Origin of the sequence: Pusillimonas sp. MFBS29, from assembly GCF_020687695.1 — a bacterium.
Taxonomy (GTDB): Bacteria; Pseudomonadota; Gammaproteobacteria; order Burkholderiales; family Burkholderiaceae_B; genus Pusillimonas_C.
The window spans coordinates 286372-304204 of record NZ_JAJEWL010000003.1; the positions used below are offsets into that span (position 1 = coordinate 286372).

Here is a 17833-nt window from a genome sequence, read left to right on the forward strand (position 1 = left end):
TCTGGTCTAATAGAGCCCTGCGTCACAAACCCGATGCAATAAGAAAAATGAGCACTTCTCCCTTAGCCCCCTTGCAACACGCCAATTTTCGCGCCTTATGGTTGGCCACCCTGGTGTCCAACCTGGGAGGCCTGGTTCAGATAGTTGGTGCGGGCTGGATGATGACCAGCATTTCAGCGTCAAACGACATGGTCGCCCTGGTTCAGGCATCGACCACCCTGCCAATCATGGTTTTCTCGCTGGCTGCCGGGGCGCTGGCCGACAACTTCAACCGCCGCCACATCATGCTTGTGGCCCAGACACTGATGATGGTGGTGTCAGCCGCACTGGCCGTCTTTGCCTTCGCCGGCCTGATTACCCCCTGGCTGCTCCTGTGCTTTACCTTTCTTATAGGCTGCGGAACCGCCTTGCACAACCCATCGTGGCAGGCTTCAATGGGTGACCTGGTTCCCCGCGATGAACTACCCGGCGCCGTTACGCTGAACAGCATGAGCTACAACCTCATGCGCAGCATCGGGCCGGCGGTAGGCGGCATGATCGTTGCCATGGCAGGCGCAGCCTTCGCCTTTGCCGTAAACGCCGTCAGCTATTTCGCACTCATCAGGGCCCTGAAACGCTGGAAGCCGGAGCACAAGCCCAGCGCGCTCCCGCGCGAAGGCTTCGGCAGCGCCATGTCGGTAGGATTACGCTACATCGCGATGTCGCCGAATCTGCTCAAGGTCATGTTCCGCAGCTTTCTGTTCGGGCTGACAGCCGTATCGGTTCTGGCATTGCTGCCCCTGGTCACGCGCGACCTCGTAACCGGCGGGGCTTTTTCCTACGGCATTATTCTGGGTTGCTTTGGCGCTGGCGCCATAGGCGGTGCGTTACTCAATGCACGCGTACGTGCCAAATGGGCCAACGAAACCATCGTGCGCGGCACATTCCTGGTTTTCGCGCTCAGCGTCATTGCCCTGGCATTCAGCCGTCAGCTGTGGATCAGTTGCCTGGCGGTACTGCCAGCGGGTGCCTGCTGGGTCATGACGCTGTCGCTGTTCAACGTAACGGTACAGCTGTCTACCCCACGCTGGGTAGTCGGACGCGCCCTGGCGCTGTATCAAACAGCCACCTTCGGCGGCATGACTGCCGGAAGTGCTATCTGGGGTGTCGTGGCCGAGGCGCATGGAACCGACAGCGCACTGATTCTGGCCGGTGCAGTCATGGTCGGCGGTGCGGCAGTAGGGCTGCGCTATGTACTGCCCGAGTTCAGCAAGCTCAGCCTTGACCCGCTGGACAGGTTCAACGAGCCCGATCTGCAACTGGATTTGCGGCCGCGCAGCGGCCCCATCATGATTATGGTGGACTACGAAATTGCCCAGCAGGACGTAACCGCATTCCTGGCCCTGATGGCGCAGCGCAGGCGCATACGCCTGCGCGACGGCGCGCGGCAGTGGTCATTGCTGCGCGACCTGGAAAATCCGAGAATCTGGTCGGAAAGCTATCATGTGCCGACCTGGGTGGAATACGTGCGCCATCATCAGCGGCGCACCCAGGCTGACGGCGAGGTTTTCGACCAGCTGCTGGCCCTGCATCGTGGCGAAAGGCCTCCCCATGTACACCGCATGATAGAACGCCAGACCGTGCCGGTACGCGACGACACCCCCCTGAAAACGCATACGGAAATTCCGTAAGCAGCGATCTTAGAACGGAATATCGTCGTCCATATCGGCCAGATTGGCCGCAGGCGATGCCTGGGGTGCTGCCGGGCGCGGCTGGGCCGGGCGCTGGCTGCGTTGCTGGGCCGGTGCCTGGTTGTATTCGTTACCGCCACCCATGCCGGCGTCGGAATCGCGACCACCCAGCATTTGCATCTGGTCGGCAACAATATCGGTGCTGTAGCGATCGGCACCGGTGTCTTTGTCTTGCCATTTGCGGGTTTTCAGGCGGCCTTCAACGTAGACCGAGCGGCCTTTCTTCAGGTATTCGCCGGCAATTTCGGCCAGACGGTTGTAGAAAACCACGCGATGCCATTCGGTTTCTTCGCGTTTTTCACCCGTGGCCTTGTCTTTCCAGGTGCTGGTCGTGGCAATCGACACATTGCAAATGGCTGCGCCATCGGGGCTGTAGCGCACTTCTGGGTCTCTTCCCAGATTGCCGACGAGAATAACTTTGTTGACTGAGGCCATGACAATACCTTTAACTTGAAAATTTACATTAGCGTCATTATCGACGATTAATTCCGGCGCTGCTACCGAACACCGTAGAAGCGCGAAGACACGAAAGTGCCCATTCAGTCGCCGGACCGGACGGGCTCCATGGGCAATCAGTTGCAGCCGAAGCTCAGGTCTGGTCCTTGAAACCCCGTGCTGTCAGGAACCACACAAAGGCTAGGGCCGAGGCCAGCAGAAATACGGCAGAGGGTCGCTCCATGGCGGCCAGTATGCCCCCCATAACGCCTCCCAGGAACACGCCAAGCGACTGCGCCGTGTTGTAAAAGCCCAGCGCCAGCCCTTTGAATTCCGGGGGCGCCACCCGCGAAACCAGTGATGGCTGCAAGGCTTCAAGAATATTGAAAGAGATGAAGAATCCCACCAGCATCGCAACCGTGGCAAAGAAGCTGCTGCTGGCCAGCGGCATCAGCGCCAGGACAACCACCAGACCTGCCACAGCCGCCTCGAGCGCCACCTTGTGCACGCGCCGCGTTTCCGTGTAGAACACGGCCGGCACCATCAGCACGAAGGACAGCAGGATAACAGGCAGATAGACTTCCCAAAGATTGGCCGAATCGTATTGCCCCAACCTGGCCAGCAAACCGGGCATAACGATGAACAGAGCCATCAGAATGAAATGCAGGCAGAAGACACCGAAATTCAGACGCAACAAATCGATGTGCCCCAGTACATCGCGCGGTCGGGCCTGGACGATGGGCACCTTGGCCTGTGGCACGGAAGGCACGACGAAGCAGGCGATCAACAGGCAGACGAATCCCAGCAGGCTGATGGCCCAGAACAGGCCAGACAACCCGAACTCGCCCACCAGCACGGGCGAAAGCACCAGCGACACGGCAAACGATATGCCGATGGAGCCGCCGACCATGGCCATGGCACGCGTGCGTACCTCGGGACGGGTGGCATCAGCCACCCAGGCCGTAATGGCCGCCGACACGGCACCCAGACCCTGGATAACACGACCTGCGATGACCCAGTTAACGTTCTCGGCCAGGGCACAAATCACCCCGCCCACGATGAACAGCAGCATGCCAAAAACAATGATGGGACGGCGCCCCCAGCGATCGGAAGCCATACCCAACGGAATCTGCATGAACGCCTGGGTCAGGCCATAGGCACCCAGTGCAAGCCCGACGCGTGCAGCATCATTGCCACCGGGCAGTGTCTGGGCGGCGACGGCAAAAACGGGGGTCAGCAGGAACAGGCCCAGCATGCGCGAGGCGAAAAGCAGCGCCAGGGTAACGCTGGCACGCCTTTCTATGGCGGTCAGCTTTAACTTGGCTCTGGTCGATGGACCTGGACGTGCTGCAGGAGTACTCATAAAAACTCGGTCGGTTAAAAGGCCCTTGCGGGTTCCCCCTAGCGGGTTCCGTATTATCGCAAGTTGCGGATAATCGGTCAGCGCATGGAAACGGGCTGCGCGTTATAGTAGCAAGTTGGCCTTTGAAAGGCCCAGGAAAACTCACAGTCGACACAAGCTATGGAAGCGATACGCATCCGGGGCGCCCGAACGCATAATCTTAAAAACATTTCCATTGATTTGCCACGCCACAAGCTGGTCGTGGTAACGGGGCTGTCTGGCTCGGGGAAATCATCGCTGGCCTTTGACACACTGTATGCCGAGGGCCAACGGCGTTATGTGGAAAGCCTGTCTGCCTATGCCCGACAGTTTCTGCAGCTGATGGACAAACCGGATGTCGATCTGATCGAGGGCTTGTCGCCGGCCATATCCATAGAACAGAAATCCGCAGGCCACAACCCGCGTTCGACGGTGGGAACGATTACTGAGATCCACGATTATTTACGGCTATTGTACGCTCGGGTCGGTACGCCTTACTGCCCGGAACACAGCCTGCCGCTGCAGGCTCAAAGCGTCAGCCAGATGGTGGACAAGGTCATGGGCTGGGCCCCTGACACCCGGCTGGCCATCCTGGCCCCGCTGGCCCGTTCCCGCAAGGGCAGCTTCGAGGACGAGTGTGCAAGCCTGCAGGCTCAGGGCTTTGTACGCTTGCGCGTCAATGGTGAAATGGTCAGCATCGATACGCTGGAACCTTTGAAAAAGACGGGCAAGCACGATTTTGATGTGGTGGTAGACCGCCTGCGGGTCAAACCGGAAAGCAAGCAACGCCTGGCGGAAAGCTTCGAGACCGCACTTAATCTCGCCGACGGCCGGGTCATTGCCCTGAACATGGACACGGATGAAGAGCATGCATTTTCCAGCCGTTATGCCTGTCCGGTATGCCACCACAGCCTTACAGAGCTTGAGCCGCGCCTGTTCAGCTTCAACAACCCCGTGGGCGCCTGCCCCAGCTGCGACGGCCTGGGCTGCGTGGACTTCTTCGACCCCAAACGCGTTGTCGCCTTTCCTGAACTGAGCCTGGCCAGCGGTGCCATTAATGGCTGGGACCGGCGCAATGCCTTTACGCACACGCTGCTGACCAGTCTGGCTGCTCACTACGAATTTGATATAGAAACGCCGTTTGAAGCCTTGTCCCCTGAAGTTCGCGAGCGGGTGCTGTTCGGCTCCGGCGATGAAGAAATCTCGTTCCTGTATCTGAACGAGAAAGGCCGTACCACGGTCAAAAAACATACGTTCGAAGGGATCATTCCCAATTTGGAGCGGCGCTGGCGTGAAACCGACTCCAGCGCTGTGCGCGAAGAGCTGGGCAAGTACCGCCACACCAAGACCTGTCCGGACTGCCACGGATCGCGGCTGCGCACCGAGGCACGGCATGTGCTGATCGGCAACGAACCTGGCAAGGGCGAGCAAAAGGGTCGCGCCATTTTTGAAGTCGAGGCGCTCTCGCTGGCGGCCTGCCTGAGCTGGTTTCAGGAACTCGCCCTGACTGGCGCAAAGAAGGAAATTGCCGACCGCATCGTACGCGAGATCGAGGCTCGACTGCAGTTCCTGAACAATGTAGGACTCAGCTATCTGTCGCTGGACCGCAGCGCAGATACCATCTCGGGCGGCGAGGCACAGCGTATTCGCCTGGCCAGCCAGATCGGATCAGGCCTGACCGGCGTCATGTATGTATTGGACGAACCATCGATAGGACTGCACCAGCGCGATAACGACCGGCTGATCCAGACCTTGCAGCATCTGCGCGACCTGGGCAACAGCGTGATAGTGGTCGAACACGATGAAGACATGATCCGGTCTGCCGATTTTGTGCTCGACATGGGTCCGGGCGCGGGTGAGCATGGCGGGCGCATCGTCGCCCATGGCACGCCGGCAGAGCTGGCTACCAACGCTCAGTCGCTGACCGGCCAATACCTGAGCGGCAGCAGGCGCATCACCATCCCGACCCGACGTCCGGTCACGCCCGACCTGCCCCGGCTCGAGCTGAAAGGGTGCCGTGGCAACAATCTGAAGTCCGTTGACCTGTCCATTCCGTCGGGACGGCTGGTATGCATCACCGGCGTGTCGGGCTCGGGGAAATCCACGCTCATCAACGACACACTGGCCACCGTCGTGGCGCAAAAACTCCATCGCGCACAAACCGAGCCTGCTCCTTACGACAGCATCGAAGGCCTGGAGCATTTCGACAAGATCATCAACGTCGACCAAAGCCCCATCGGACGCACGCCGCGCAGCAACCCGGCCACCTATACGGGGATGTTCACACCCATACGCGAGCTGTTTGCCGGCGTGACCGAATCGCGCACGCGGGGCTATGACCCGGGTCGTTTTTCATTCAACGTGAAAGGCGGCCGCTGCGAGGCCTGCCAGGGCGATGGCGTGGTCAAGGTCGAAATGCACTTCCTGCCCGATATGTATGTGCCCTGCGATGTGTGTGGCGGCAAGCGCTATAACCGGGAAACGCTGGAAATACGCTATCGTGGCCGCAGCATCAGCGAAGTGCTGGATCTGACCGTCGAGCAGGCCCTGACCTATTTCGACGCGGTGCCCACCGTGTCGCGCAAACTGCATACCTTGATGGATGTGGGTTTGTCGTATCTGCGCCTGGGGCAAAGCGCCACCACACTGTCCGGAGGCGAAGCCCAGCGCGTCAAATTATCGCTGGAACTGTCCAAACGCAGCACAGGGCGTACCTTATACATACTGGATGAACCCACCACCGGCCTGCATTTCCAGGACATTGCCCTGCTGCTGGATGTACTGCGCAAACTGGTCGAAGGCGGCAATACGGTGGTCATCATCGAACACAACCTGGATGTCATCAAGACCGCCGACTGGCTCATCGATATGGGCCCGGAAGGCGGCAGCGGCGGCGGCCAGATCGTTGCCCAGGGCACCCCGGAAGATATCGCCGCAACTCCCGCCAGCTATACAGGCCGCTATCTGAAGCCGCTGCTGTCCAAATAAGAGGGCCCCTGGGGTGGGGCTGCTTTAATCCATGCGGAACAGCAGGCCATGCTCGCGGATGGCGTAGCGGTCGGTCATGCCTGCGATATAGTCTGAAATGGCGCGGGCCTGCTCCACATCATCGTCACGCCTGTGTGCCTTGGCCAGCAGCCGTGGATCGCGCAGGAACGCCAGAAACAGATCCCGCACTATGGTGCGTGCTTTCGATGTCATGCGCATGACCTGGTAATGACGGTACAGGTTTTCAAGCAGAAAGCTTTTAAGCTCATTGGCCTGGCTGCGCATCGATGGCGAGAACGCGGCCAGTGGCGGGCAGGCCCGCACTTCATCTACGCCGGCCGGCTGATGATGCCGGATATTGGCCTGCGTCGTTTCGGTCAGATCGACCACCAGGGTATTGATCATGGTGCGTATGATTTCAGCAACCAGCCGCTTGTTCTCGATACCGGGGTACTTGCGCTTGACCTGGGCATGGTGCGTGGCAAAGATTTCCAGCTCCTGAAGCTGCCCTATGCTGATCAGCCCGGAACGCAAACCGTCGTCAATGTCATGATTGTTGTATGCGATTTCATCGGCCAGGTTGGCAATTTGCGCCTCGAGTGAAGGCTGCGTGCGGGCCAGGAAGCGTTCCCCCACTTCGCCCAGCAAGCGCGCATGCCGGACCGAGCAATGTTTGAGTATGCCTTCACGGCTCTCGAAGCACAGGTTCAGGCCGTTAAATCCGGCATAACGCTCTTCCAGCTCGTCAACGACACGCAAACTCTGCAGATTGTGTTCGAAGCCGCCTGCATCGGGTGCAAACTCGCGCATGCAGGCATTGAGCTCATCCTGGCCGGCGTGACCAAACGGCGTATGGCCCAGATCATGCGCCAGTGAAATAGCCTCGGTCAGATCTTCGTGCAGGCGCAGGTTGCGCGCCAGCGTTCGGGCAATCTGCGCAACTTCTATGCTGTGCGTCAGCCGCGTGCGGAACAGATCACCCTCGTGATTCACAAAAACCTGTGTCTTGTACTCAAGCAGCCTGAAGGCATTGCAATGGATGATGCGATCACGATCGCGCTGAAACGCATTGCGCCCTACAGGCGGCGCCTCGGGATGCCGGCGCCCCCGTGTGCGCTCAGGGTCACAGGCATAAGGCGCAAGCTGAACCATTGCTGTCCTTACACCTGCGCCGGAACCGCGGTTTTTTCCAGAACCTGTTGCAGCGCCTGAGCCGGCACGCCCTCGCACAGGGCCTTGCCTATGGCTGACAACAGGACAAAGCGCAGCTGGCCGCCCTCGGTTTTCTTGTCGACCTGCATGTGGCTCAACCACTGTTCCTCACCCAGGTCGGGTGCCTGTACGGGACAGCCTATGGCCCGCACCAAAGCCCGTACACGCGCAACATCTTCAATCGGGAAATCATGCGTGAGCACTGAAAGCTCGGCCGCCTGCACCATGCCGCAGCCAACGGCCTCGCCGTGCAGCCAGGCTCCATAGCCCAGGCCGGACTCAATGGCATGACCGAATGTATGACCCAGATTCAGAATGGCCCGCAAGCCCGATTCGCGCTCATCTTGCGACACGACATAAGCCTTGAGCTCGCATGAACGCTGGATGGCATAGGTAATGGCCTGGCGATCAAGCGCACGCAAGGCTTGCACATTCTGCTCGCACCAGACAAAAAAATCGGCATCGATGATCAGGCCATACTTGATGACTTCCGCCAGGCCCGCCGAGACTTCGCGTTCGGGCAACGTGGACAGCACGTCAATGTCGATCTCGACAGCGATAGGCTGGTAAAACGCACCGACCATATTCTTGCCCAGCGGATGATTGATGGCAGTTTTGCCACCTACCGATGAATCAACCTGGGCCAGCAAGGTTGTCGGTACTTGTACGAAACGGATACCACGCATGTAGCTAGCCGCGGCAAAACCGACCATATCACCGATGACGCCACCACCCAATGCGACCAATACGGCCTTGCGATCGAGGCGATTTTGTAACAAGCCGTCGAAGATCAGATTCAAGGTCTGCCAGTCTTTATAGGCTTCACCGTCGGGGAGCTCGATATAGACGACGCGTTTTCCGGTTGCCGCCAGCGCTTTTTCGGCACGCTCACGATAATGCGGGGCGACCGTACCATTACTGACCAGCGCAATCGCGGTAGCATCAGCGGGGATGACCTGCCCCAGGCTGTCGAGGCGACCGGCCCCGATATGAATGGGGTAATCTCCCCCGGGTGTCGTAACCTGCACAGTCGTCATGATTGCACCTTGTATTGTTGCAGCCTGGAAACAAGCACGCGCACAATCTGGGTAGCCGGCGCGCTGCCTGTTTCAAGAATCAAGTCGGCCAGGCTTTCGTATATGGGTTCGCGCTGTTCCAGCAACTCACGGATACGGCCCTGCGGATCGGCTGTTTGCAGCAGGGGGCGGTTGCGATCCCGCGCCACGCGGCGAAACAGCTCTTCAGCCGTTGCACGCAAGTATACGACCACGCCGCGCTCTTTAAGATAACGCTGGTTTTCGTCTGCCAGCACTGCGCCGCCTCCGGTGGCCAGTACGATGCCAGGCCGTTGCGTACACTCATCCAGGGCTAATGATTCACGTTTACGGAACCCTTCCTCGCCTTCTATGTCGAAGATCAATGCTACCCTGACCCCACAACGTGCCTCAAGCTCGTGATCAAGGTCGAGAAATTCTCGCCCTGTTGCACGGGCCAGGTGACGACCTATGGTCGTCTTGCCCGCCCCCATCATGCCGATCAGGAAAACCGGCGTGTCATATGGCAACACTCTGGCATTTGATTGCTCTTTATTAAATGGCGGGTCCGGCTCGAAAGGTAAAGAATCATTCATTTGTGTATTATCCCACTTGCAACTCGAGCATACACCGCTACACTGCATTACACGGTTACATAAACCTGATGCGCAAATCATAGTCTGATCACGCTTAGACTTAAAATCGCCCCTAATGAGTTCCTCTACCAATTCCTCAAAAAACAATTCCAGTGCGCCAGGCTCCTGGATAGGTCGCTTTATCCTGAAAGCCGGCATCTTCGTTGCCGGCCTGGGTCTGTGCGGCGCGCTGCTCGGTTCGCTGGCGCTTGCCCTGGCCTGGCCCAACCTGCCGGACCTGAGCGCGATGATCGACTATCGTCCGCGCGTTCCCTTGCGTATTTACACATCAGATAAGGTCCTGATCGGCGAATTTGGCGAAGAGCGACGCAACGTGCTGCGTTTTCATGAAATCCCCGATGTCATGAAGTCGGCCATTTTATCAGCCGAAGACGACCGTTTTTATCAGCATGGCGGGATAGACTGGGCAGGGGTTGCCCGGGCTGTGTTGGCCAACCTGGCCAATATGTCCAAGACGCAGGGCGCCAGCACTATTACCATGCAGGTAGCGCGTAATTTCTACCTGTCGTCCGAGAAAACCTATACCCGCAAGTTCTACGAACTGCTGCTTACCTTCAAGATCGAAGCCACCCTGACCAAAGACCAGATCCTGGACCTGTACATGAACCAGATCTTCCTGGGTCATCGGGCCTACGGGTTTGCTGCGGCCTCACGCACTTATTTCGGCAAGCAACTGGGCGACATCACGCCAGCCGAAGCCGCCATGCTGGCAGGCATTCCCAAGGCACCGTCGCGCTTCAATCCCATTGCCAACTTCGAGCGCGCCAAAACACGCCAGCTATATGTGCTGGGCCGCATGCATAGTCTGGGTTATCTGAACGACGCCGAATACGAGCAAGCCAAAGCACAGGAAATCGTCCTGAAATCAGCCCCGGGTACACCTTCGGGCGGCTATGCCATCCACGGTGAATACGTCGCCGAACTGGCACGGCAACTTCTGTACAGTGTCTATCAAGACAACATTTATTCGCGCGGCTTCAACATCTACACCACCGTCCACTCCAAAGACCAGGAAGCTGCATACCAGGCGGTACGCAGCGGTATTCTCGATTACACGCGGCGGGCGCGCTATCCCGGGCCCGAAGAAACCCTGGCACTGCCCGAGGGCATAGAAAACAACCCGGCCCAGCTCGACACCTTGCTCGATGACTTGCAGGAAAAATACCCCGATGAAGGCGACTTGCTCACGGGCGTAGTGCTCTCGGCCAGCCCAAGCAAAATAACAGTTGCCCGTTCATCCACGGAAATCATCGACGTCACCGACAAGAACGCACTGAAAATTGTCGCCCGCGGTCTGGTCAAAGGCGCCAAGGACGACGTGCGCATTTCGCGCGGATCCGTGGTTTACCTGCACCAATATAACGATCACTGGGAAGTCATCAACATGCCTGAGGTTCAGGCGGCATTTGTTTCGTTGCGTCCCCAGGACGGCGCGATCAAGGCCCTGGTCGGAGGCTTTGATTTTGAAGAAGGCAAGTTCAACCGTGTTACCCAGGCATGGCGTCAACCGGGTTCGGCCTTCAAGCCCTTCATTTATGCATCAGCCCTCGAGCGTGGCCTGACACCGGCCACGCAGATATCCGATGAGCCTTTCGTGCTGACTGCAGCCCAAACGGGCTCCAAGGCCTGGACGCCGAAAAACTACGGCAGCAAGTACGAGCCCATGCTGACGCTGCGCCAGGGGCTGTACAAGTCCAAGAACATGGTCTCCATCCGCATCATGCAGGCGGTGGGGCCAAAATATGTGCAAGATTATGTCACCCGCTTCGGTTTTGATCGTGAGCGTCAGCCCGCCGTACTGCCGCTCGCCCTTGGCGCAGGCAGCGTCACACCGCTGCAGCTGGCGGGTGCCTACGCCGTATTTGCCAACGGCGGCTATCGCGTACCGCCGTACCTGATCGACCACGTGACCGACAGCACCGGCAAAGTCATCATGCAGTCCAAACCCGTCATTGCAGGTGACGCTGCCGCCAGGGCCATCGACCCACGCACCGTGTACGTTATGAATGACCTGATGCGCGGTGTGGCCACATCTGGTACAGGCGCCCGCGTCCATCGCGAACTCAAGCGCAACGACATCGGTGGTAAAACCGGAACAACCAATGATTCGCACGACGCCTGGTTTGCCGGGTTCACGCCCAAGCTTGTGGGTGTGGTCTGGATGGGCTACGACCGCCCACGCTCGCTGGGCTCCAGCGAAACCGGGGGCGGCGCATCGCTGCCCATCTGGCTCGACTACATGCGCGCAGCCCTGAAAGATCAGCCCCAGACCCCGCCTGGTCCTCTGCCCAACGGCCTGAGCAAGATTGACGGCGAGTTCTACTTCGACGAGTTCCCGCCCGGCCAGGCCATCGCACGCGTCGGCCTGCCATCGCCCCAGGACGTTCCCGTCGACGGCGGCGGTCTCGACAGCATAGGCGACTTGCTCAATCAGCTGACCGGCGGCGGAGCGCAACGCGAGCAGCCGCCTAACATCCCGTTTTAATTGGACCTATATGCAACCGCGCCTTGATACCCACTGCAAAACCGCCATTCGCCTGATGGCAGGCCTGTCTTTGGCCGCCATGCTGGCGGCTTGTGGCTACAAGGGACCGCTGTATATGCCGCCGCCTCCTGAGCCCGACGCCGAGCTCACCACGCCCCCCACACCATCCTCGCTGCCGGCAGACGACACCGCCGTCCTGCCCGGAGGGCCCCCATCGGCGGCATCCGGCGCCGTCCAGTAAAATCAGGTATTGGGCACCCGGCCCGCAACCTCTACTATCAAGCCATCCACGATGACTGTCGCTCCACATTTCAAGTTCAATAATGGCGTGCTCCACGCCGAAGATCTCTCGCTGGCCGAACTGGCCGACACCTACGACACGCCCCTGTATGTCTATTCGCGCCAGGCTCTGCGCGATGCCTGGGAAGCCTACCGGATCGCCAGCGAAGGTCGTGACGTACTGGTGTGCTACGGCATGAAGGCCAATTCCAACCTGGCGGTGCTCAACGAGTTCAAGAACCTGGGCTCGGGCTTCGATATCGTATCGGGCGGTGAGCTGGCCCGTGTACTGGCCGTCGGCGCCGACCCGGCCAAAGTGGTCTTCTCGGGTGTTGGCAAACAAGTCTGGGAAATGAAAGCCGCCCTGGAAGCCGGCGTGAAATGCTTCAACGTTGAATCGGAAGCCGAGCTGACACGCCTGTCCGAGGTGGCACAGGCAATGGGCAAGGTCGCACCCGTATCGCTGCGCGTCAATCCCGACGTTGATGCCAAGACCCACCCTTATATTTCCACCGGCCTGAAAGAAAACAAGTTCGGCATTGCCATTGAAAAGGCTGTGCAGGTGTACCAGCATGCCGCCACCCTGCCCGGCCTGAACATCGTGGGTCTGGACTGCCATATCGGCTCCCAGATCACCGAAGTCAGCCCCTATCTTGACGCTCTGGACAAACTGATTGCCCTGATCAAGACACTGGCCAGCCATGGCATACACCTGAAGCACCTGGACCTGGGCGGTGGCATAGGCATACGCTACACCGATGAAAAACCGCTGACGCCCAGCGATCTGCTGGATCAGGTCTTCAAGGTGCTCAGGCAACATCAACTCGAGTCGCTGCAAATTGTTCTGGAACCTGGTCGTTCACTGGTAGGCAATGCCGGTGTGCTGCTTACCCGGGTCGAATATCTTAAGCACAACGAGGCCAAGAATTTCGCTATCGTCGACGCCGCCATGAACGATCTGGTGCGCCCCACGCTTTACGATGCATGGCACAGCGTGGAAGCAGTCCAGCCGCGCCAGGAAGAAAGCAGTGTCTACGATATCGTAGGCCCCATCTGTGAAAGCGGCGACTGGCTGGCACGCGACCGCAAACTGGCCCTGCAACAAGGCGATCTGCTGGCGGTCATGTCGGCGGGCGCCTATGCGTTCACCATGGCCAGCCAATACAACACACGCCCTCGCGCTGCCGAAGTCATTGTTGACGGCGCTACGGCCCACCTGGTGCGGCCCCGCGAAGCACTGGAAAGTCTGTATTCCAGCGAAACCGTCCTGAAGTAAGCAAAAAAATACCGGGCCTTGACCCGGTATTTTTTTGCCTGTTCTGCAGCCTTTTTACAGCTCGCCGTAGGAATGCAGGCCGGACAGGAACATATTCACACCCAGGAAGGCAAAGCTGGTGATCACCAGGCCAACAAGGGCCCAGTATGCGGCCATGGTGCCACGCAGGCCCTTCATGAGCCGCATGTGCAGCCAGGCTGCATAATTCAGCCAGACGATCAGCGCCCAGGTTTCCTTGGGATCCCATTGCCAGTATGTACCCCAGGCATCGGCAGCCCACAAGGCACCCAGAATCGTGGCAACGGTAAAAAAGGCAAAGCCCACGGCAATCGCCCGATACATGATGTCGTCGAGGATTTCGAGCGAAGGCAGCTTGTTGGCAATAGGACCACGGAAGGCCAGAATGGTACCGACGATAATCGCACCCAGGCCGAAATAAAGCATCCAGGTTGCCGACAGTTCACGCGAACCAAAGATCATGGGTTCCGCGCACAGCACCGCACCCAGTACGAAGAGCGGTACCAGTTTGGCCAGCGAGCGCGTTTGGCCATTTTCCTTGACCAGGTAGGCAAAGCCCACCATGGCAGACAGCGAGAAGGTACCGTAGCCTATGAAATTGGCGGGCACGTGCAGTTTCATCCACCAACTTTTCAGGGCCGGTACCAGCGGCTGGATCTGGAAGGCTTCGCGTGTGAACGAATACCAAAGCAAGAACACCACGGCCGAACTGATCACCAGCAGCACGAATCCACCCAGCGCGCGGGTAGCATAGCGTCGTTCATAGTAAAGGTAGAACAGGGCTGTGATCAGTGCGAACAGCACGAATACTTCATACAGATTACTGACGGGAATATGCCCGATGTCGGGCCCCAGCAAGTGCCCTTCACGCCAGCGTACCAGCATGCCGGTCACACCGGCATAGACGGCCCCCCAGGTCAGTACCGTACCCAGCCACGCAGCCGTGCTGCTGACGAAACCGATCCAGTAGCACACCATGGCCAGCACAAACAGCGAGCACATCCACAAGATGGCCGATTGCGAAGAAAACAGATACTTCAGGAAGAAAACGTTCTCGGAGCGCGTAATGTCTCCTTGCCCAAGCCCGTTGCCACCGCTATATAGCCAGATTGCGAACAGGGCGCTCAGGCCGGCGGCAATCATGAGGGTGCGCAAAGGGCGCCACAGCCACGCCATCCAGCTGAGCCCCAGCACTGCCCCGCAAAGTATGAGCTTCTCGTAGTAGTCCATGCTGGCACTGAACTGAGTCAGGGCAAAGCCGGCACCCACCGCCAGAAGAAGGAAAAATGCGATGTCTGTCCAGTCGGGCTTGCCCCGATGGCCTCGCGAATCGCCACTGGCGGTCATGGCTTCTTGCCACATCGGTGCGCCCGACGAAAGAATGGAGTCGCTCATAGGTAGACCTTTTTACGTAGCAAGGCGTTTGAACGCCTCTTTGAAGCGATCGAACTCGTGATTGAAATCAAGTGTACGCCGCTGTGATGTCATGGCGGCAAGCAATTCGCTGCCATCGGCATGCGGTTTGATCCATACCCAGATTCTACGGTCACGAATGTAAAACATGGAGAAAACGCCAATAACCAAAAACAGACTGCCCAGATAAACAGTATTCTTGCCAGGGCTTCGAGCTATCTGGAACACGCTGGCTTCAAGCTGGTCGAAGCTTTTCAGTGTCAGGAATACCGGTGCCGGATAATCAGGCAGGTTGGCCAAAGCCAGCAGCGACATCTGCACCCATTGTTCGGCCTTAACACCGTCCGGACCATCATATTTGACCGCAGCCAAACCAGAACGTTCACGCACGATGTCACGCAGCTCGGTCAATGTCAGCTGAATCATAGGCACGGCAAAGCCCAGTACTTTTTCGCGATCAGCCTCGGGGACTTTCTCGATGATGCCGTTGAATCCCTGGCGGTAAAAGGTCTCGAGTGCTCCCTGGGCTGCCTTTTCAAGCATGGGGGCAGGCATCGACGAAGCGTTGGCATTCTTTTGCGCAAATCGCGCCGCAGCTTCCCGCACCAGGGCAGGCTGGGCAAGCGCCGCACGCAACTTCATGAATTCCACTACCGAGCTGTCGGCATCGGCAGGAATCCGGATATAACGATAGGGTTCGGCTTCGGATTTACGCACCCCGACCAGAAAGACGGGACTGCCGTCCAGTACCATGGGCAGCATATAGTTGGTGAACTCGTGTGCCTGGCCGTCTTCGCCAATGATGCGGTACTGCACGCTGGGGCCGACATTCTGCAAATGCTCATTCTTGGCACCCGCGGCACTACCGGTTACCGCCGCCACATGATCAATGACAGCCTTGGGCTGGGGCTCGACATCACCGGACAAATTCTCTACGTTGATCACGCGCAGGCCGGAAAATTCGATATTCAGGGGTATGGGCTGGCCACTACCGGTGGCGGTGATATCGACACTGTCTCCAATCGTTCCCTTGAGATCAAAGGGTGCGGCCGAGGCACCTGCCAATGGGTAGCCGACCAGCTGCACGGTACTGCCGCCATCATCAAAGCTGGACTGGTAGACGGTGACGCCCTTATAGCGCAAAGGCTCGTTCACTTCTATGGTCTGGCTGAACTTGTGGCCGGTTTCAGGATCGGTAATCTCGACTTCGCTCTTGAAGCTGCTGGGCATGCCCGTTGAATAATAATCAACGATGAACTTGTTCAGCTTCAGGGTGAAAGGCAAAGGCTGAACCAGCACTCCTTCGTCGACCGCAATTATGCCGCTGCTGCTTTGTGCACCTTCCGGTACCAGCATATTGGCCCTGAAGCTGGGATTACGCGGCGACAGGCGCCCGGTATCAGGCACCTGGGAAATCAGCATGTTTTCGGTAATGGGTTGCTTGCCGCCCAGCCATACCTGAAGACGCACCGGCAATTCGCTGTCGAGCAGGCCGCCGACACAGATCACAACAATGGCAGCATGGGCAAAAATATAGCCCAGCCGATTCGCGCTACCCTTCTTGGCCGCCAGCATAACGCTGTCGCCATCTTGCCTGACCTTGTATTTATACCCCTGCTTCCCCAACCATTCCTGCACACGTGCAAGACTGGCGGCCGGTGCAAGCGGCGCCACGGTTTCGACCCGGTGGTGGAAGGAGCGCAGGCTGCTGGCACGCACGTATTCGCGGAAGGACTGCATGTCGCGCACCATTTTGGGCGCGTTGCGCAGCAGGCAAATCGACGTCGACACCACCAGGAAGGCCATGATCAGCAAAAACCACCAGCTGTTGTAAATATGCCAGATGGAGAATTTGTCGAAGACCGCAAACCAGAATGGCCCGAACTGATCGATATAGCCGTTGGATGCCTGATTTTGCTGCAGCACCGTACCAATCAGGCTGGCCACGCATATGAACATCAGCAGGCTGACGGCAAAGCGCATTGAGCCCAGCAGCTCAACGACATCAGCGCCCAGACGGCGGGTGGATGTGGCAGTTTTCACAGGTGAAATCTTCATAAAAAAGGGGATGCTGGCAACAGCGTCCCCTTTATTTTAACTGCTTGCCACAGTGCGTTGCCGCGGCAAGTCGTACTGACTTTAGCGCAAGCCTGCAGCGTAATCAGCTACTGCAGCGATGTCGGCATCGGACATGCGATCGGCGATTTCGTGCATGACTGTGTTGTTGGCACGGTCGTTGCTGCGGAAAAGCTTGAGCTGATCGGCAAGATAGCTGGGATGCTGGCCGGCCAGGCGAGGATAGGTGCCGGGGACGCCTGCTCCGTTGGGGGAGTGACAGCCCGCACAGGCAGGAACCTTGCGATCGGGCAGACCACCGCGCCAGATCAGCTGACCACGCTCCATGGTGGCTTCGTTGGTAGCCGTACCAGCCGTTTTCATGTCGAGAGGCTGCTGCGACAGGTAATAAGCAATATTTTGCCGGTCTTCAGGCGTAAGGGCCGAAGCAAAGGGAGCCATGACCGACGGTGCACCGTTGGGGCCGCCACGAGCCGGTTTGGAGTTTTCGTCTTTTGGAGCAAAGTCGACCAGTTGCTTGGCCAGGTATTCGTGGGGCTGGCTGGCCAGGTTAGGGTTGACGGGAATAATGCTATTGCCCGCGGCTCCGTGACAGCTGGCACAGGCCAAAATGCCGCGTGCCATATCGCCGTTAGTGTATAGCTGCTCGCCTTTGGCGGCATCGGGCTTGGCAACGGCCACGTCCGCAGCATGTGCTAATGAAACTACGGAAGACCCCAGCAGCAGGCCGCTGGCAATTACGATTCTGGAAAGCATAAGCTTCATGAAGACCTCGACGATCGCTATTCGATCCGGGTGCGATAGACACCACTGTGACATGCCACTTCTACCCAAAGCAGCCCCTGGAAGA

General features: G+C 58.5%; 13 protein-coding genes. 5 read left to right on the plus strand and 8 right to left on the minus strand.

Annotated features, from left to right (window positions below; translation table 11 throughout):
• The first annotated feature begins 47 nt into the window (after nucleotides 1-47).
• Entirely contained in the window at nucleotides 48-1670 is a 1623-nt protein-coding gene (locus tag LKR43_RS06390) for an MFS transporter (RefSeq protein WP_227683165.1), read from the plus strand.
• A 9-nt stretch (nucleotides 1671-1679) separates the two neighbouring features.
• Here LKR43_RS06390 and ssb read toward each other — a convergent pair whose 3' ends face one another.
• Nucleotides 1680-2165 carry a single-stranded DNA-binding protein gene (gene ssb, locus LKR43_RS06395; RefSeq protein WP_227683166.1) on the minus strand — a complete coding sequence of 162 codons (486 nt, stop codon included), beginning with the start codon at nucleotides 2163-2165 and terminating at the stop codon, nucleotides 1680-1682.
• Nucleotides 2166-2319: 154 nt separating this feature from the next.
• The gene (locus LKR43_RS06400; protein WP_227683168.1) at nucleotides 2320-3528 is read right to left on the minus strand and encodes an MFS transporter; all 1209 of its coding nucleotides are present in this window, start codon (nucleotides 3526-3528) and stop codon (nucleotides 2320-2322) included.
• Between the two features lie 159 nt (nucleotides 3529-3687).
• On the opposite strand from LKR43_RS06400, the gene uvrA reads away from it, so the two are divergent.
• On the plus strand, nucleotides 3688-6534 hold the full coding sequence (uvrA, locus tag LKR43_RS06405; RefSeq protein WP_227683169.1) for an excinuclease ABC subunit UvrA: 2847 nt from the start codon (nucleotides 3688-3690) through the stop codon (nucleotides 6532-6534).
• Between the two features lie 24 nt (nucleotides 6535-6558).
• Here uvrA and LKR43_RS06410 read toward each other — a convergent pair whose 3' ends face one another.
• The 3 genes from LKR43_RS06410 to LKR43_RS06420 are packed head-to-tail and all read right to left on the minus strand — an operon-like array spanning nucleotide 6559 to nucleotide 9376.
• Nucleotides 6559-7686, minus strand: coding sequence for a deoxyguanosinetriphosphate triphosphohydrolase (locus LKR43_RS06410; protein ID WP_227683170.1), 1128 nt, complete (start codon nucleotides 7684-7686; stop codon nucleotides 6559-6561).
• Nucleotides 7687-7694: 8 nt separating this feature from the next.
• Nucleotides 7695-8783 (minus strand): 3-dehydroquinate synthase, encoded by a 1089-nt coding sequence (gene aroB / locus LKR43_RS06415; RefSeq protein WP_227683171.1) that lies wholly within the window; start codon nucleotides 8781-8783, stop codon nucleotides 7695-7697.
• The gene (locus LKR43_RS06420; protein WP_255675982.1) at nucleotides 8780-9376 is read right to left on the minus strand and encodes a shikimate kinase; all 597 of its coding nucleotides are present in this window, start codon (nucleotides 9374-9376) and stop codon (nucleotides 8780-8782) included. The genes aroB and LKR43_RS06420 overlap by 4 nt, the downstream gene beginning before the upstream one ends.
• 115 nt (nucleotides 9377-9491) lie before the next feature.
• Here LKR43_RS06420 and LKR43_RS06425 point away from each other — a divergent pair, with 115 nt between their 5' ends.
• From LKR43_RS06425 to lysA, 3 genes are read left to right on the plus strand one after another with little or no spacing between them, the layout of a single operon-like run.
• Entirely contained in the window at nucleotides 9492-11921 is a 2430-nt protein-coding gene (locus tag LKR43_RS06425; RefSeq protein WP_227683172.1) for a penicillin-binding protein 1A, read from the plus strand.
• A 10-nt stretch (nucleotides 11922-11931) separates the two neighbouring features.
• Nucleotides 11932-12162: a lipoprotein gene (locus LKR43_RS06430; protein ID WP_227683173.1), complete on the plus strand. Its 231-nt coding sequence runs from the start codon at nucleotides 11932-11934 to the stop codon at nucleotides 12160-12162.
• Nucleotides 12163-12213: 51 nt separating this feature from the next.
• The gene (gene lysA, locus LKR43_RS06435; RefSeq protein ID WP_227683175.1) at nucleotides 12214-13476 is read left to right on the plus strand and encodes a diaminopimelate decarboxylase; all 1263 of its coding nucleotides are present in this window, start codon (nucleotides 12214-12216) and stop codon (nucleotides 13474-13476) included.
• 54 nt (nucleotides 13477-13530) lie between these two features.
• Here lysA and ccsB read toward each other — a convergent pair whose 3' ends face one another.
• The 3 genes from ccsB to LKR43_RS06450 all read right to left on the minus strand — a co-directional run bounded on the left by ccsB (nucleotide 13531) and on the right by LKR43_RS06450 (nucleotide 17748).
• Nucleotides 13531-14889, minus strand: coding sequence for a c-type cytochrome biogenesis protein CcsB (gene ccsB, locus LKR43_RS06440; protein ID WP_227683176.1), 1359 nt, complete (start codon nucleotides 14887-14889; stop codon nucleotides 13531-13533).
• Between the two features lie 12 nt (nucleotides 14890-14901).
• A complete protein-coding gene (locus LKR43_RS06445) occupies nucleotides 14902-16965 on the minus strand; it encodes a cytochrome c biogenesis protein ResB (RefSeq protein WP_227683178.1) in 2064 nt (687 codons plus the stop codon).
• Between the two features lie 81 nt (nucleotides 16966-17046).
• Nucleotides 17047-17748 carry a c-type cytochrome gene (locus tag LKR43_RS06450; protein ID WP_227683326.1) on the minus strand — a complete coding sequence of 234 codons (702 nt, stop codon included), beginning with the start codon at nucleotides 17746-17748 and terminating at the stop codon, nucleotides 17047-17049.
• Nucleotides 17749-17833: the final 85 nt, after the last annotated feature.

Excerpts from the sequence above, each read along its gene's own strand:
- ssb (WP_227683166.1), bottom strand. The coding sequence starts at position 2,165 with ATGGCCTCAGTCAACAAAGTTATTCTCGTCGGCAATCTGGGAAGAGAC.
- LKR43_RS06425 (WP_227683172.1), top strand. The coding sequence starts at position 9,492 with ATGAGTTCCTCTACCAATTCCTCAAAAAACAATTCCAGTGCGCCAGGC.
- LKR43_RS06450 (WP_227683326.1), bottom strand. The coding sequence starts at position 17,748 with ATGAAGCTTATGCTTTCCAGAATCGTAATTGCCAGCGGCCTGCTGCTG.
- uvrA (WP_227683169.1), top strand. The coding sequence starts at position 3,688 with ATGGAAGCGATACGCATCCGGGGCGCCCGAACGCATAATCTTAAAAAC.
- aroB (WP_227683171.1), bottom strand. The coding sequence starts at position 8,783 with ATGACGACTGTGCAGGTTACGACACCCGGGGGAGATTACCCCATTCAT.
- LKR43_RS06400 (WP_227683168.1), bottom strand. The coding sequence starts at position 3,528 with ATGAGTACTCCTGCAGCACGTCCAGGTCCATCGACCAGAGCCAAGTTA.
- ccsB (WP_227683176.1), bottom strand. The coding sequence starts at position 14,889 with ATGAGCGACTCCATTCTTTCGTCGGGCGCACCGATGTGGCAAGAAGCC.
- LKR43_RS06390 (WP_227683165.1), top strand. The coding sequence starts at position 48 with ATGAGCACTTCTCCCTTAGCCCCCTTGCAACACGCCAATTTTCGCGCC.
- LKR43_RS06410 (WP_227683170.1), bottom strand. The coding sequence starts at position 7,686 with ATGGTTCAGCTTGCGCCTTATGCCTGTGACCCTGAGCGCACACGGGGG.
- LKR43_RS06445 (WP_227683178.1), bottom strand. The coding sequence starts at position 16,965 with ATGAAGATTTCACCTGTGAAAACTGCCACATCCACCCGCCGTCTGGGC.
- lysA (WP_227683175.1), top strand. The coding sequence starts at position 12,214 with ATGACTGTCGCTCCACATTTCAAGTTCAATAATGGCGTGCTCCACGCC.
- LKR43_RS06420 (WP_255675982.1), bottom strand. The coding sequence starts at position 9,376 with ATGAATGATTCTTTACCTTTCGAGCCGGACCCGCCATTTAATAAAGAG.
- LKR43_RS06430 (WP_227683173.1), top strand. The coding sequence starts at position 11,932 with ATGCAACCGCGCCTTGATACCCACTGCAAAACCGCCATTCGCCTGATG.